Source organism: Pseudomonas sp. MS646 (assembly GCF_036693845.1).
GTDB classification, from domain to species: domain Bacteria; phylum Pseudomonadota; class Gammaproteobacteria; order Pseudomonadales; family Pseudomonadaceae; genus Aquipseudomonas; species Aquipseudomonas chlororaphis_E.
This window is the reverse complement of record NZ_CP144763.1, coordinates 5,287,575-5,302,383: the sequence shown is the minus strand read 5'-3', so window position 1 is coordinate 5,302,383 and position 14,809 is coordinate 5,287,575. Positions and strand designations below refer to the sequence as shown.

At 61.2% G+C, this 14,809-nt stretch carries 10 protein-coding genes; 1 reads left to right on the top strand and 9 read right to left on the bottom strand.

Annotated elements, in window-relative coordinates:
- Positions 1 to 28: 28 nt before the first annotated feature.
- The 3 genes from V3H56_RS23390 to V3H56_RS23380 form a co-directional block, all read right to left on the bottom strand.
- Positions 29 to 553, bottom strand: a complete 525-nt coding sequence (locus V3H56_RS23390) for a hypothetical protein (RefSeq protein ID WP_047736296.1) — start codon at positions 551 to 553, stop codon at positions 29 to 31.
- Positions 554 to 768: 215 nt separating this feature from the next.
- Positions 769 to 2,022: a serine hydroxymethyltransferase gene (gene glyA, locus V3H56_RS23385; protein WP_042730727.1), complete on the bottom strand. Its 1,254-nt coding sequence runs from the start codon at positions 2,020 to 2,022 to the stop codon at positions 769 to 771.
- A gap of 220 nt (positions 2,023 to 2,242) precedes the next feature.
- Positions 2,243 to 6,091: an EAL domain-containing protein gene (locus tag V3H56_RS23380; protein ID WP_053144036.1), complete on the bottom strand. Its 3,849-nt coding sequence runs from the start codon at positions 6,089 to 6,091 to the stop codon at positions 2,243 to 2,245.
- 271 nt (positions 6,092 to 6,362) lie between these two features.
- Between V3H56_RS23380 and ettA the strand changes: the two genes are divergently transcribed.
- Positions 6,363 to 8,027, top strand: a complete 1,665-nt coding sequence (ettA, locus tag V3H56_RS23375; protein ID WP_042730725.1) for an energy-dependent translational throttle protein EttA — start codon at positions 6,363 to 6,365, stop codon at positions 8,025 to 8,027.
- Between the two features lie 70 nt (positions 8,028 to 8,097).
- Here the strand turns inward: ettA and lanM are convergent, their stop codons facing one another.
- The 6 genes from lanM to V3H56_RS23345 form a co-directional block, all read right to left on the bottom strand.
- Entirely contained in the window at positions 8,098 to 11,055 is a 2,958-nt protein-coding gene (gene lanM, locus V3H56_RS23370) for a type 2 lanthipeptide synthetase LanM (protein WP_338473910.1), read from the bottom strand.
- A gap of 198 nt (positions 11,056 to 11,253) precedes the next feature.
- Positions 11,254 to 11,412 (bottom strand): hypothetical protein, encoded by a 159-nt coding sequence (locus V3H56_RS23365; RefSeq protein ID WP_172679685.1) that lies wholly within the window; start codon positions 11,410 to 11,412, stop codon positions 11,254 to 11,256.
- Between the two features lie 160 nt (positions 11,413 to 11,572).
- Positions 11,573 to 11,716, bottom strand: a complete 144-nt coding sequence (locus V3H56_RS23360; RefSeq protein ID WP_185057691.1) for a hypothetical protein — start codon at positions 11,714 to 11,716, stop codon at positions 11,573 to 11,575.
- 181 nt (positions 11,717 to 11,897) lie between these two features.
- Positions 11,898 to 12,389, bottom strand: coding sequence for a GreA/GreB family elongation factor (locus V3H56_RS23355; protein WP_042732729.1), 492 nt, complete (start codon positions 12,387 to 12,389; stop codon positions 11,898 to 11,900).
- 70 nt (positions 12,390 to 12,459) lie between these two features.
- The gene (locus V3H56_RS23350; RefSeq protein WP_042732730.1) at positions 12,460 to 12,816 is read right to left on the bottom strand and encodes a hypothetical protein; all 357 of its coding nucleotides are present in this window, start codon (positions 12,814 to 12,816) and stop codon (positions 12,460 to 12,462) included.
- A 138-nt stretch (positions 12,817 to 12,954) separates the two neighbouring features.
- Positions 12,955 to 14,808 (bottom strand): DUF4105 domain-containing protein, encoded by a 1,854-nt coding sequence (locus V3H56_RS23345; RefSeq protein ID WP_338473909.1) that lies wholly within the window; start codon positions 14,806 to 14,808, stop codon positions 12,955 to 12,957.
- Between the last annotated feature and the right edge of the window lies 1 nt (position 14,809).

Sequence of the window (14,809 nt, the reverse complement as noted above, 5' to 3'; positions counted from 1 at the left end):
CGAGCAGGCTTGCGCCCACACAGTCTATTCAAGTCAGGCTGAGTATGAACGTCAGCTTCGAGCGTACATCGGTTTCTGCCAGATAAAGATAAGGCGAACCGTGCATTCTTAATCCGCCCACATATTTGTTGTGCTTCGTCATGAGCGAGAGGGGCGAGTGTTGGGCCGTTATATCGTCCAAGGTGATTACGCGGTTCTTTGGATTAACAAGTCTAAAGGTACTTGCTTGGCCCGAGTCTTTTACGCCAAGGGCGTCGAACCAACTTTTGCCGATGAACTTGTCGTGGTGTTCGCCGGGCGTTTTTATCCACAGGGTGTAGCCATCGGCGCTGTGGCGAAAGTGCAGCATCAGCGGCGCGACGGCGCCGCCGCTGGCTTTGGCGTGCATGCCCAGCAGGCTTGAATGATCGACGGTTTGGGGTTTGCCGCTGAAAAATCCACCGCTGAATGAAGTAATGGTCGCCATGGCCGGTTTTCCGTGCAGCGTTTCAAGCAAGTGGATATGCATGTCTGGCGAGCGAAGTGTTGCGGAAAAAGAGCGTTTACTGTCCATGTAGGGATCGCATCCTTTATTGATGGCCTGCGTGGCCGTGAATAATGAGATTCGATGTTAGGAGGTTCTTGGTAAGTTGTGTCGAAGGCTATGTTTCAAGGCGTGAGGTGTATAAAGGGATGTTGAAGTTATTACTGGCTTTACAGGGAAGAGCAGCCAATAAAAAAGCCCGCCTATTTCGAGGCGGGCTTTTTCAATGACAGCCTAGTGCCGCATCAAGCGCCGTACACCGGCAGCTTCTTGCAGATGGCCTTGACCTTTTCACGCACGGCGTCGATCACCGCTTCGTTGTTCAGGTCCGCCAGGATGTCGCAGATCCAGCCGGCCAGTTCCTTGCACTCGGCTTCCTTGAAGCCACGGGTGGTCACGGCTGGCGTGCCGAAGCGCAGGCCGGAAGTGACGAACGGGGAGCGAGGGTCGTTTGGCACCGAGTTCTTGTTCACAGTGATGAACGCCTTGCCCAGCGCTGCGTCGGCGTCTTTGCCCGAGATGTCCTGCTTGATCAGCGACAGCAGGAACAGGTGGTTCTGGGTGCCGCCGGACACGACGTCAAAGCCGCGCTCGATGAATACGTTGGCCATGGCTTGGGCGTTCTTCACCACTTGTTGCTGGTAGGCCTTGAACTCAGGTTGCAGCGCTTCCTTGAAGCAGATCGCCTTGGCCGCGATCACGTGCTCCAACGGGCCGCCCTGGGCGCCTGGGAACACGGCGGAGTTGAGCTTCTTCTCGATGTCGGCGTTGGCGCGTGCCAGGATCAGGCCGCCACGTGGACCGCGCAGGGTCTTGTGGGTGGTGGTGGTCACGACGTCGGCGAACGGCACCGGGTTCGGGTACACACCGGCGGCAACCAGGCCGGCGACGTGAGCCATGTCGACGAACAGGTAGGCACCGACCTTGTCGGCGATTTCACGGAAACGCGGGAAGTCGAGCACTTGCGAGTAGGCGGAGAAACCGGCCACGATCATTTTCGGCTTGTGCTCGAGTGCCAGGCGCTCGACTTCGTCGTAGTCGATCAGGCCGTTGCCGTCGATGCCGTACTGGATGGCGTTGTACAGCTTGCCGGAGGACGACACGCTGGCGCCGTGGGTCAGGTGGCCGCCGTGGGCCAGGCTCATGCCCAGGATGGTGTCACCGGCCGACAGCAGCGCCAGGTACACGGCGGCGTTGGCCTGGGAGCCGGCGTGCGGCTGGACGTTGGCGTAGTCGGCGCCGAACAGTTGCTTGGCGCGGTCGATGGCCAGTTGCTCGACCACGTCGACGTACTCGCAGCCACCGTAGTAACGCTTGCCCGGGTAGCCTTCGGCGTACTTGTTGGTCAGTACCGAGCCTTGAGCTTCCATCACCGCGGGGCTGGTGTAGTTTTCCGAAGCGATCAGCTCAATGTGCTCTTCCTGGCGCTGGGCTTCTTGCTCCATGGCGGCAAAGAGATCGGCGTCGTACTTGGCAATAGTCAAATCACGGCTGAACATGGCGGTCCTCAAGGATCGGGGCAGAAAAGGGGGGCATTCTAACCCAACCGGTTTTGGAAGGGGTATGAAAGGACGTCATGTCGTGGACGAATGGGATTCACGCACGTTCTCGTTGTTGTTTGGACAGACGTCTTCGCGGGCAAGCCCGCTCCCACATGAACCGCGTTCCCCTGTGGGAGCGGGCTTGCTCGCGAAGAGGCCCGCACAGGCAGTAGAGATTTCAGTCGAGCATGAACAGCGCATCATTGCTGAACTGCGCTTCGAAGCGATTGGCCGGCATTGGGCGGCCGAACAGGTAGCCCTGCACTTCGTCGCAGCCGTGTTCGCGCAGGAAGTCCAGTTGTTCGTGGGTCTCGACCCCCTCGGCGATCACCGCGAGGTTGAGGCTGTGGGCCATGGCGATGATCGCACGGGCGATCTGCGCGTCCTGTTCGCCGGAGGGCAGGCCATCGACGAAGGTGCGGTCGATCTTCAACACGTCAATGGGGAACTGCTTGAGGTAGTTGAGCGACGAGTAGCCCGTGCCGAAGTCATCCACGGCGATACTCAGGCCGAGGTTTTTCAACCCGGCCAGGATCTGCATCGCTTCGCTGACTTCGCGCATCAGGATGCTCTCGGTCAACTCCAGCTCCAGGCACGCCGGCGGCAGGCCGGTGCTGCGCAGGATATTGGCGATGCGCGTCCCCAGTTGGCCATCGGAGAATTGCCGGGCCGAGATATTGACCGAAACCTTCGGCACCCGGACCTTGGCCTGGTGCCAGGTCCTGAGCTGCCGACAGGCCTCGGCGATGACCCAGTCGCCCACGTCCACCACCAGCCCGAGTTCTTCCAGGACCGGGATGAAATCCCCCGGCGGCACCAGCCCGCGGCGTGGATGGCGCCAGCGCAGCAGGGCCTCGGCGCCGGTCAGGCGCTTGCCGTCGCCGCTGAACTGCGGCTGGTAATACAGCACGAACTCGTTCTGCTCCAGGGCGTGGCGCAGGTCGCTTTCCAGCTCCAGGCGTTCCAGGGCGCTGGCGTTCATGTCGGCCTGGTAGAACTGGAAGTTGTTCTTGCCGCGTTCCTTGGCGTGGTACATGGCCGTGTCGGCGTTTTTCATCAACTGGCTCAGTTCGTTGCCGTCCTGGGGGCTCAGGGCAATACCGATACTGGCGGTGACGAAGAACTCCCGGCCTTCGAGCACGAAGGGCCTGACCAGGCTGGCGAGGATCTGTTCGGCCACGGTAATGGCCCGGTTCAGCGCCATCTCGCGACTGGCGCGCGGTTGCAGCAGCAGGGTGAACTCGTCGCCGCCCATGCGCGCCACGGTGTCGTCGTCGGCGACGCAGCCGAGCAGCCGCGTGGCCATTTCCTTGAGCATCCGGTCGCCGGCGGCATGGCCAAGGGAGTCGTTGATCGGTTTGAAACGGTCGAGGTCGAGGAACATCAGCACGACCCAGCTCTTCTGCCGCTCGGCCGCTTGCAGCGCGGTGTGCAGGCGGTCCTGGAACAACGTGCGGTTCGGCAGGTGGGTCAGGGCGTCGTAGTAGGCCAGGCGATGGATGCGCTGTTCGCTGGCCTTGCGTTCGCTGATGTCGCTGAAGAAGCACACGTAGCTGGCCAGGTCGCCTTCGTCATCCAGCACCGCGGTGATGCCGACCCAGGCCGGGTAGTGCTCGCCATTGCGCCGCTTGAGCCACACTTCGCCTTCCCAGGTGCTGTGCTGTTGCAGCTGCTTGAGCACATAGCGCAGGTGCGCTTCCTGCTGTTCGTCCACGGTCAGCATGTTGGGCAACTGGTCCAGCACCTGTGACACCGCGTAGCCACTGACGCGGCTGAACGCTTCGTTGGCCTGGACGATGTAGCCCGCCGGGTCGGTGATCAGGATGGCCGAGGTCGAATGCTCGAATACCGTGGCGGCCATGCGCAGGTCTTTTTCGGCGCGGCGCTGCTGGCTGATGTCACGGCCCACGCCCAGCACGCCTTCGAACGCGCCGTGATCGTCCCACACCAGCACCAGGCGCAACTCGATGGGGATCTTGCGCCCATCGGCCCGCAGGCAGTCGAACAGGAACAGCTGGGTCTGCATCTGGTTGCGCAGCTCGGCCAGTTGCTCGGGCTTGTCGAGGGCCTTGCTGACCCGCTCCATCAGGCTGTAGATGCCGGTCAGTTGCTGCGGGTTGGCGATGGTCGACTGCCAGCCGTTCTGGAAAATCCAGTCGACGTTGTAGCCCAGCACCGCCTGAACCGACGGGCTGACATAGTTGAGCGAAAGCTTGCTGTCGGTGGAGAAGATCACGTCGCTGATGCTTTCGGCGAGCATCCGGTAGCGTTGTTCGCTGTCGCGCAGCGATTCGCTGGCTTCGATCTGCTCGGTGATGTCCTTGGCCACGCCGATGATCCGCGTCACCTGGTCATGCCGGTCCCGGGCCAGGGCCTGTTCGCGGATATCGAAGCGCCGCCACTTGCCGTTGCGGTGACGAAAGCGCAGTTGGCATTGCAGCAGTTGCGTGTACCCGCCCCGACGCTGTTCCTGGCGCAGGCCGTGGTAATGGTCGGCATCTTCGCTGTGCAGCAGGATTTCCCAGAAGTACTCGCCCATCTGGTGCAGTTCGGTGCGGTCGTAGCCCAGGGTCTGGCCGAGGTGATGGTTGCTGAAGATCATCCGCTGGCTGATGACGTCCTGCACGTAGAGGTGATCCGGCACGGTGCGCACCACGTCGGACCAGAAGCCTTCGCGTTCGAGCAGCGAGAGTTCCACCAGCTTGCGGCTGGTGATGTCGCTGATGCTCAGGATGACAGCGTTATAGTCGTCCTGTTTTTCCGGCAGGCGCAGCACCAGCCACAGGTGCTGGTCGCGGCCATGGGCGTCCTGCAGGCGGATTTCCAGTTCCAGTTGCTTGTGCTGGTCGAGCAGGGCCTGGAGCAGTTTCGAGCCCACGGGGTTGTGGTCTTGCGGGCCGTTGCCCACCAGCAGTTGCCAGGCCTGTTCGCACGAGTCGACGTTAAGCAGCTTCAACGCCATCTGGTTGACCTCGGTCACCAGCACTTCCCGTTGCAGTTGCTCGCGCTGATGGGGTGTTTCCAGCCAGGTGCGCAATTGATCGCCGGTGTGCAGGCCGACCTTCTGGAAGAAGGCCTTGAGCCCCGACAAATCGAGCACGCACAGGGCCACGCCGGTGCCTTCGAAAATATCCTGGTAACGCCGGCGACCTTCATGCAGTTGCCGTTGGCGTCGGCGCATGTTCAACAGCGCGATCACCGGCAGCAGCGAGATCGCCAGGCCCAGCAGGCATTTGCCGATGAAGGCCGGCAACAGTTGCTCGATCACCTGGCGCCGGTCGAACAACCCACGCAACTGCCAATCGCTGCTGCTCAGGGGCACGGTCAGCACGGTGTTTTCCAGATCGTCCGGGGAGAGCCGGGCGGCGCTTTCCGAAGGCAGGCCCTCGTCGCGGCTGATGATCTGCTGGTCGAGACGGTTTTCCACCAGCCACAACGGGCGCAGGCCCACATCGGCCTGCTTGGTCAGCGTGGCGAAGAAGTTCGGGGTCAGGCGCAAGGCCCAGTAGCCGCGGGTGCTGCCGCTGGCCTGGTGCAACAGCAGGTGCACCACGGAGCCGTCCGTGGAGTTGCTGAAATAGTGGGCCTGGGCCCGGCTGCGTCGCACCAGGTCGGCCAGATAGTCGGCGTCTTCGCTGGCGGCGTCGCTGTCGCTGAGGACCTTGCCCGAGGGGCTCAGCAACGCCAGGCTGCGCAGTTCGGGCAACGATTGCTGCAGCTTGCGCAACAGCGCCTGCTGTTCGTCGGCCGTTTGCGGTTGTTCGACGATCGGTAGCAGGTTGAGGGCGATTTGCGCGTTCAGCGCCATGTTCAGGCTGATTTGCGAGGCCAGGTCGGCGGTGTAGTCGATGGTGTACTGGCGCTGTTGCTGCTGGGTTTCACGCAGTTGGTCGAGCAACTGCCAAAAGAGCAGGCCGAGCAACAGCAGCACCAGTGTGGCCAGCGCGCCCTTCAATGTCCCGCGCAGGGGCGAGCCGGGCACCGTAGCGGGCGCGCGTGGGGACGAGGGCGGCGTGACTTTGGACAAGCTGTAATCCTGCGGTTTGCTGGACTGGCGCGACGTGCACTATAAGCCGGACGCCCGAAGGGCGGCTAGCATGCCTTGCCTTGTGGCAAAGTGCCAGTCCCTGGCGGCTGGACCTTGACCGACGGTTGAGGTAGCTTTGCCGGTCAAACAAGAGCGTTCCAGCTCCACATTCCCAGGCGCCATCGGCCCCCTGGCCTTGATCCCCTTCAAGCGCCGGCGCCGTGCATGGCCTGGCTCGTTCTTTTCACCTGTCACTGACGCTAGGTTCACCATGGCTCAATACGTCTTCACCATGCATCGGCTGAGCAAAGTTGTTCCGCCGAAGCGGGAAATCCTGAAAAACATTTCGCTGTCGTTCTTCCCCGGCGCCAAGATCGGTGTGCTGGGCCTCAACGGCTCGGGCAAGTCCACGCTGCTGAAAATCATGGCCGGTGTCGACAATGAATTCGACGGCGAAGCCCGTCCGATGCCGGACCTGAACATCGGCTACCTGCCGCAGGAACCGCAGCTCGATCCGACCAAGACCGTTCGCGAAGTGGTCGAGGAAGCGGTCAGCGTGATCAAGGACGCCCAGGCACGCCTGGACGAGGTCTATGCCGCCTACGCGGATCCCGATGCCGATTTCGACAAGCTGGCCGCCGAACAGGCCAAGCTCGAAGCCATCCTGCAAGCCAGCGACGGCCACAACCTGGAGCGTCAGCTGGAAGTGGCCGCCGATGCGCTGCGCCTGCCGGCCTGGGACGCGAAGGTCGAGCACCTGTCTGGTGGTGAAAAACGCCGCGTGGCCCTGTGCCGCCTGCTGCTGTCCGCCCCGGACATGCTGCTGCTCGACGAACCGACCAACCACCTGGACGCCGATTCCGTCGCCTGGCTCGAACACTTCCTGCACGATTTCCCGGGCACCGTGGTAGCGATCACGCACGACCGTTACTTCCTCGACAACGTCGCCGGCTGGATCCTGGAACTCGACCGTGGCGCCGGCATCCCGTACGAAGGCAACTATTCGGGCTGGCTGGAAGCCAAGTCTGAGCGTCTTGCCCAGGAATCCAAGCAGCAGTCGGCCCATGAAAAGGCCATGAAGGAAGAACTGGAGTGGGTGCGCAAAGGCGCCAAGGCCCGCCAGTCCAAATCCAAGGCTCGCCTGCAACGCTTCGAGGAAATGCAGTCGCAGGAATTCCAGAAGCGCAGCGAAACCAACGAGATCTACATCCCGGCCGGTCCACGCCTGGGCGACAAGGTCATCGAGTTCAAGAACGTCACCAAAGGCTACGGCGACCGTGTGCTGATCGACAACCTGTCGTTCTCCATGCCCAAGGGCGCCATCGTCGGTGTCATCGGTGGTAACGGCGCGGGTAAATCCACGCTGTTCCGCATGCTGATGGGCAAGGAAACACCGGACTCGGGCAGCATCGAGATCGGCGAAACCGTGCAACTGGCCTGCGTCGACCAGAGCCGCGAAGACCTGGACGGCAGCAAGACCGTGTTCCAGCAGATTTCCGACGGCTCCGACCAGATCCGCATCGGCAACTACGAAATCCCGTCGCGCACCTACGTGGGGCGTTTCAACTTCAAGGGCGGCGACCAGCAGAAGTTCGTCAAGGACCTGTCCGGCGGTGAGCGCGGCCGCTTGCACCTGGCGCTGACGCTGAAGGAGGGTGGCAACGTCCTGCTGCTCGACGAACCGTCCAACGACCTCGACGTCGAAACCCTGCGTTCCCTGGAAGAAGCCCTGCTGGACTTCCCGGGCGCCGCCATTGTGATCTCCCACGATCGGTGGTTCCTTGACCGCGTGGCAACTCACATCCTGGCGTACGAAGACGACTCCCAGGCGGTGTTCTTCGAAGGCAACTACACCGAGTACGAAGCCGATCGCAAGAAACGCCTCGGCGAGGCCGCTGCCCAGCCGCACCGTGTGCGGCACAAGAAGCTGGCTTGAGGGGCGTGCGACCGCAAGGTCGCTGAACCCATGGCGAGGGAGCGTGCTCCCTCGCCACGCAGGTCAGGCGCTAGGCCTGTGGCGCAAAATCGAGCGTGAGAATGTTGGGGATCGTCGGGTCCATCTCGTACAGCAAGGCATAGCCCACACCGGTGATGCCCGTCAGCAGGCTGACGTCGGGCACCCTGTCGTTGTCCAGCCAAGGTCCTGCAAAAAAATGCCGGGCGGCCTCGTCTAGGGCTGTCCTGACCCTGTTCATGCCATCGGCGTTGCCTGAATGCCGATACAGGTCATGCAAGCACAACAGATTGCCGAAATCGCCGTGACACAGGTTGTAACCCTCACCCAACCCGTGCTCCCAGAGATTGCGCTCGCATCGCTGTATGTCGTCGAGCACGGTCTGTCGGGTCGCCGCGTCCAGCACATCCCCCATCGATTGCAGCAGCTGTCGCCTGGCAATGAGCACACCGCCGTCGCCATGGCACCACTTGGACGTATGGTCCACTGGTCCGAGGTTCCTCAGGTCCAGCCAGAAACCGTCCCGGCTCAAGCGGTTCTCACCTTCGAGCACCTGGATGGCCAAAGGCACCAGCGTCGCATCCCCGGTCACGTCATAGGCCTTGCACAGGGCATGGATGACGCCCGAGAGACCGTGGGACAAGCCCGTCAGGATGACGGAGCGATCATCGCGCCGTAGAAGCCGACCCTCTTCGATCAGGACCTGCTCCCGTATGTAGTCGACCATCCGCCGGAGGGCCGGCAGCACCTCGTTCTGTGCCGACGACTCATGGAGATTGGCCAGGAGTGTCACCGCGCCACAACAGCCTGCGAGGAAGTCGAAATCGTAGCGCTCAGGGGGGATTTCGATCAGTTGGGTAAGCAAGCCGGTAATCTTTTCATCATGGCGGGCATCCGCGGTGATCCGGCGGCGATTGATAAGCAAGTAAAGGTAGGCCCCCAGACCGTGATAAGCGCTGACAGTCAGGTCGGTTCGGAAAAAGCCGAAGTGCTGGTCCAGGGCGTCCAGGATCCGATCCAGGCGCGACAGCCAGTGCGACTGGCCACCGACTTTGAACGCGGCCAGGTAAAACAGGCCGATCCCGGCGATACCCGAATACAACCCATGGTCCATCGGCGCCGGGTATTTGCGCAGGCTCGTGGGGTGAGTATGAAAAGACAGCCAGCGGACGTCGGTTGCCGTGCCCCTCACGGCAAGTTCATCGAGGCGGGCGCTGATGGCCAGGACCGCGTCGAGTCGCTCTGCTGGCGGTTCTTTTCCAGGGAGTAGGGGTGTTCGCGTTTCCGGTGAGGGTGGCTCTGGGAACAGGCAGATGTCCAGGAGTGTGCGTTGCAGGGCCCAGTCCTCACGGGACAGGTGACTGATTTTTTGCAGGCAACTTTTTAATGGAGGCTCCAGGGTTGCCATCTCGACGGTTTCACCTTGTGCGCTGGTAAAGCAGCGGGCGTTCAGCGCCATGGTGAAACACGGAATACTGGACCTTTGCAGGTCGGCTATTTCATAGCGGGCAATACCTCTTTCCCGATAGGGCTCTTTTAGATCTTTCCACAGGGTTGCAAGCAGCAGTTCTCGGTCGAGCATGTTCTGCATGAAGCGTGGGTGGCGGATCAGCCCGATAAAGTCAGCGTAGCGCTGCGAATTCTTGAGCAATACGCGGGTGGTCAGTTCGCCGGCGGATTGTTCGAGCATCTCCATGATCGCGTGCCGATGAACCATCAGTGCGCCGTAAGCGTATTCGAAGCCTTTGAACAGCGCGGTCTTATAGGCCTGCGGCCCTATTCGCTCGCCTTGCAGCAGGGGCAGGTGTTTTTGCGCCAACTGATGCTCGAATTCGATTTTGCGCAGGTGGTAGAACCCACCCTCGAAAACCAGGGCGCGACGGGTGGAAATGAACAGGGCCTGGCGAGTCAGCCCGCTCTGGTCGTTATTGGACTTTTGCGAAAAGGGCACGAAGCCGCTGGAACAGATGGATTGCTGGATCACCTTGAAACTGCTGGACAGTGCGCAGCCCGCGGGCAACTCCGTCAGCAAGTCGCTGGTGGACGCCGTGAACAGGCATTCGAGGTCGATCATGACCGGGCTGCTGCCGCAGGCAATGATGTTCTCGTAATGAAAGTCGATGCCGTTCAAGGCATGAATGACGGCGATCTGGGCGCCCATTCTCTTGTAGAACAACTCGACATCCGTTGCCTGTTCGCAGGGCAGGTTGTCGATTTTTTCTATCCAGCTATGCCGCGGGCGGCTGAAAATCCTTGGCCCGCGCACAGAGAAGCAGTCCGCGCCGGTCCACTCGTGCAGGTGTTCAAGCAAGCGGTTGTAGAAAAGCGCTTCCCGGCTTGCCCGAGGTTTGTAGACCAGTGAAACGCTGCCGACGCTGACCAGACAGACCGTTTCGCCGCGCCCGTGGGGGTCACCGAGGCCCAGTTCAATTGCGCTGATTTGCCGAGCTGCGATTGAAAACGCGGCCTCCAATAATGCGAGGTCGGCTGCGAAATGGAGAATGACCGCATAAAGATAGTTGAGGGTATCTTCCAATTGATCGAACAGCAGCGTTGCCAGTACCGGGTAGCACTCGAAGAGTGGTCGCAGTGGTGACGTGCGCAGTTGTTCATTGAAGGTGCCCAGGTCAATGTTTTCGCCTTGCGCAATTCGCATATTCAAATGATGCACAAGACTTTGTTCCGAGGTGCGACTCACCCGGGCCAGAACATACTGTTCGAGGCTTGCGAGCAAGGCCGACTCGTCAATGTGCGGTGAAACTTGGGAGTAACGCTTGTCGGCCTTGAACGTGTCGATGAAATAAAGAAGAAACCGCTGGCCGAAGCCATGAAAGTTATCTTTTTTAGTTGCACTTGTTTTTGTTTCGACAGGAAGTCTGTCGAGGTGGGCCAGCTTCTGTTCCAAACTTTGCAGGCATGATTCGCTGCTGGGGGGCAGGCGGTGTTGGTGGTTGGGGGCGCTGACGTGTTTCAGCAGTTGTTCCCGGCCCAGACCAAAGTGATCCAGCAAAGCCTGGTCATCGGCGTGCAGGCGAGTCAGGTTGCTTTCGAACAGGGCGATGTCGAGTGTGGAAGCGCCTGTGTACTGCCCTCGCTGATCCCACTTCAAAGCGTTAACAAGCATGCCTAGGCTCCTGGCATGGATGGAGCAGGCGGTGCCTGCTCCATGTTTATCGGTGTTGCCTGTTGCGACGGTCAGTGGGCTGGATCAGCACCCGAGTGTCGAGCACTCGAGGTTGGTGCAGGTGCCGAACGTGTTGCATTCCATCGTCGTCGCCAGGATTGCGGCGATGTTGCTGGCCGGCGCTTGATAGGCGTCGAACTCGAGATAGAAGTCGCCGGACATGTTCAGGATCTGTTCGCTCATGATGTGTTCCTCATCAGGTTGATCAATTCAATACAGTGACCCACGGGCGATCGGGTGCCAGACAGCGCATCCGAACGGTGGGATGTCATGAAGTTATTAAGGGATAGGGTTAGGGAGTGTCGAAGTGCCCGCGGTGCGGATTGACTTCAAAGAGCAGGATTCAGCACAAGATAGCGGTGCAATGCACAGTGCCGCACTCGACAATGGTCCGCGCCGCCGATTCGATGCCGAGGTGGTTTACCTGTTGGTAGGCATTGAAGTCGCCGTCGAAGTCACCGGACATTGCCAAAATGTGTTCGCCCATCATGCATCTCCTTGTTTTTGTTTGCGCCGGTTTCGACGCGGGAAAAACAGTAGCATGGACTTCGATAAGCGCAAACTTGCGGTTATAACCTCATGTTGCAGTTACCTGTCGCTACAGGTAACTAAGCGAATGGCTGTTAGTTGTGAGTTAATCCAATAGCAAGATGCCGGCGCGCGCCGCTTCAGGGCAGTTCGATTGCAATCACTTCAATGCAAAGATCGCCCACCGGTCGCTGCCAGACCACCTCATCCCCCAACTTCGCTCCCAGCAACGCCCGGCCCAGGGGTGATCCCCAGTTGATCAGCCCGCTGGCCGCGTCGGCCTGGTCCTCGCCCACCAGTTGCACCCGTTGCTGCTGGTCCAGTTCGTCGGCGAAGGTCACCCAGTGTCCAATCCGGACCTGATCGGATGACGTCGGCGCCACGACCTGGGCGCTTTGCAGGCGCAGGTTGAAATAGCGCAGGTCACGTTCGATGTCCGCGATCCGCTGCTTATCGGCCTGATCGCCGCGGGCTGTCTGCTGGCTGTGCAACGCCTGCAACTGTGCGACCCGCGCCTGCAACTCGGCGAGCCCGCTGGGCGTGACGTAGTTCGGTTGTGCGCTGACCTGGCGTTCGACTGGCTGGTCGGCCTGGGCGGCGGCGTTGTCTTCGTTGACGAAAGCGCGACTCATGGTGTTCTCCTCTGTTGGAGTTTGGGCCATGGTCGCAGGCTTTTGGTTTCGACGAATGTCTGTGCGCGACTCACTGCGAGCGATAAGCCCGGCCGGCGTCTCGATCCTTTTCCTGTTGCCAGGCGCGTTCGCGCTCGTCCCAATGGCGTTCGCGATAGGCATCGCGCTCTTCGCTTTCGCGCATGGCCTGGCACTGCCGGAACCCGTCGCTCCAGCCTTCGGCGTAGCGGGGATCCTTCAGATAGCGCGGCACATCTTTGCGGAACTGACCGGTAATCACGCCGGCGGCTTGCCGGCCGCTGCTGCAACCGTCGTCGTAGCCGTCGGCGAAGGCCGGTGGGAAACCTCGGGCAATGAGGTCCTCGTGAGTGGTCTCGCAACCGCCAAGCAACATCAGTACCGCCAATACCACCACCGCCCGCCTCATTTTCTGCCTTCCTGCCGGATTCACCTGTACATGAAGTCTAGAAGCGGATTCGTCAGGCCGATGTGAAAGCGTTGTGAGCAATCCGTTGGGCAGGTGACGAACGCCCTGGCGGGAGCGCTCGATTGACGGCCGTCGGCGTCAGTAGTGGTACCACTTCACCTCGAGCATCACTTCGTTCTCCGGCGAGGCGAGGTGGCTGAATTCACGTTGGGCACTCAGGCGCAGGCCGAGGTTGCGGGACAATTCCCATTGCTGGTTCAGGCTCAGGCTGCGGCGCACTTCGCCGTTGACGAAGTAGTCGCCCTTGGCTTCCAGGCTCAGGTTGCCCAGCGGGTTTTTCCACAGCACGCCGCTGTTGAAGCCGCCGGCCGGGGCGATGAACTCGGCGAAGTCGTTGTTGTGCTCGACCCGCACCGTGCCCAGGGCGAACCCCAGCACATCTTCGCCCAATGCCCAGGTCCCGCCGGCACCGCCGTTGACGTGGCTAACCAGGGTTTCATCGTCGTGCTTGCCCGGCACTCGCTCCAGGCCGCCGGTAACCTGCCAGGACCATGGCTGCAACAACTCGTTGCGCGGCGTCAGCGAGCGAATCGTCGCCAGGTCGAGTTGTTGCACCTGCCAGTCATTGCCTTCGTACTGGCGCAGTTTGAGTTGCAGGATTTCAATCTGGGCCCCCAGCGGGAAGCTCTCGGCGTTGTCGTTGAGGTCGTGATAGGCCATGCGCAAGCCATACTCGCCGAACGCCCGGTCGCCCCGGGTGCCGAGGCCGGCCTGCCAGGTGCGGGATTCATGGCCGTCCTCGGGCAGGCCCGGCTGCGGGATGTCGAGTTCCGGCGCGGGATTCTGGTTGATCGCCCGCAACAATTCGAAGCTGCGTTGGGAGCGCTGTGGGTCGCGCTCCTGGCCGTTGGCGCGGTAGCGCTCCAGGCGGTAGGCCGCATCGACGATCAGCGCCTGGCGGTCCCGTGGCAGCGCCTTGAAGGCGTCGGCTTGCAGTTGTTGCTGGTCGGCGCTGACCTTCAGCACCCATTGTTGTTCGTCATCGCTGAGCGGTTCGGCACGGCTGAGCAGTTCCCGCTCCCGGGACGGTCGGTACTGGATGCTTTCCACCAGGCCGGCTTCCTTCACCGCCTTGACGGTGTCGGTGGGGATGGCGGTCAGCGGGAACTGTTCGGTCAGGCGCAGGCTGGGGCGCGCCACCTGCAACAGTTCAAGCAGGCGATAGGAGCAGTTTTCGTCGAAGAAAAAGTAGTCGAACTGGATCTGCTTGAGTTCCCAGACGTGTTCGACCATGCGCTCGGTTTCGACCTGGCTCAGGTTGAGTCGATACTCCCACAGGTCGCGGTTCTCCAGGCTTCGGTACTCGGAAAGTTTTTCCTGGTAGGGCACCAGGGCGAACAGGCCGGGATAGCCCCCCATCAAGCCCTTCCAGGCGTAGAGGATGCTGTTGTCCGAACCTTCGATGTAGGCGCCGAAATTGATCGCGTAGCTGAGCAAGGCGGTCTTGTCGCTTTGCACGTCGGCCTGGTCGATGCGCAGCAGGGTATGGCCGAACATCGAGGACGGGCTGTTGAGGTACGCCGCCGGGAAAATCATCACCGCGCTGTGGGGCGAGACGTCCTTGAACCATTGGTTGAATTCGCTGCAGTCTACGGCGGGCAGGTCCGTCAGCTTGAGCTGCGCCTTGAGCCAGCGCGTGCGTGCCGGGTACACGCATTGGGCGTGCTGCTGGCCGGCACTGGCCGGGCCATACAAGGCTTGCAGCGTGGCGGTCAGTTCACGGTCGGGGTGCTGATTGCCGTCGGGCGCGAGGAAGAATTTCTTGTCGCTGATGTAGCTGCGCCAGCCGCCCAGCTTGGCGGTTTCATAGTGGCCCAGGGAAATCCAGAAGCGGTCATTGGCCAGTTGCTGCAAACGTTGAGGGTCGACATGAGGCGCTGCGGACAGCGGGGCGCACACACAGAGCGCCAGCCAGGCAAGGCGTTTGAGCATA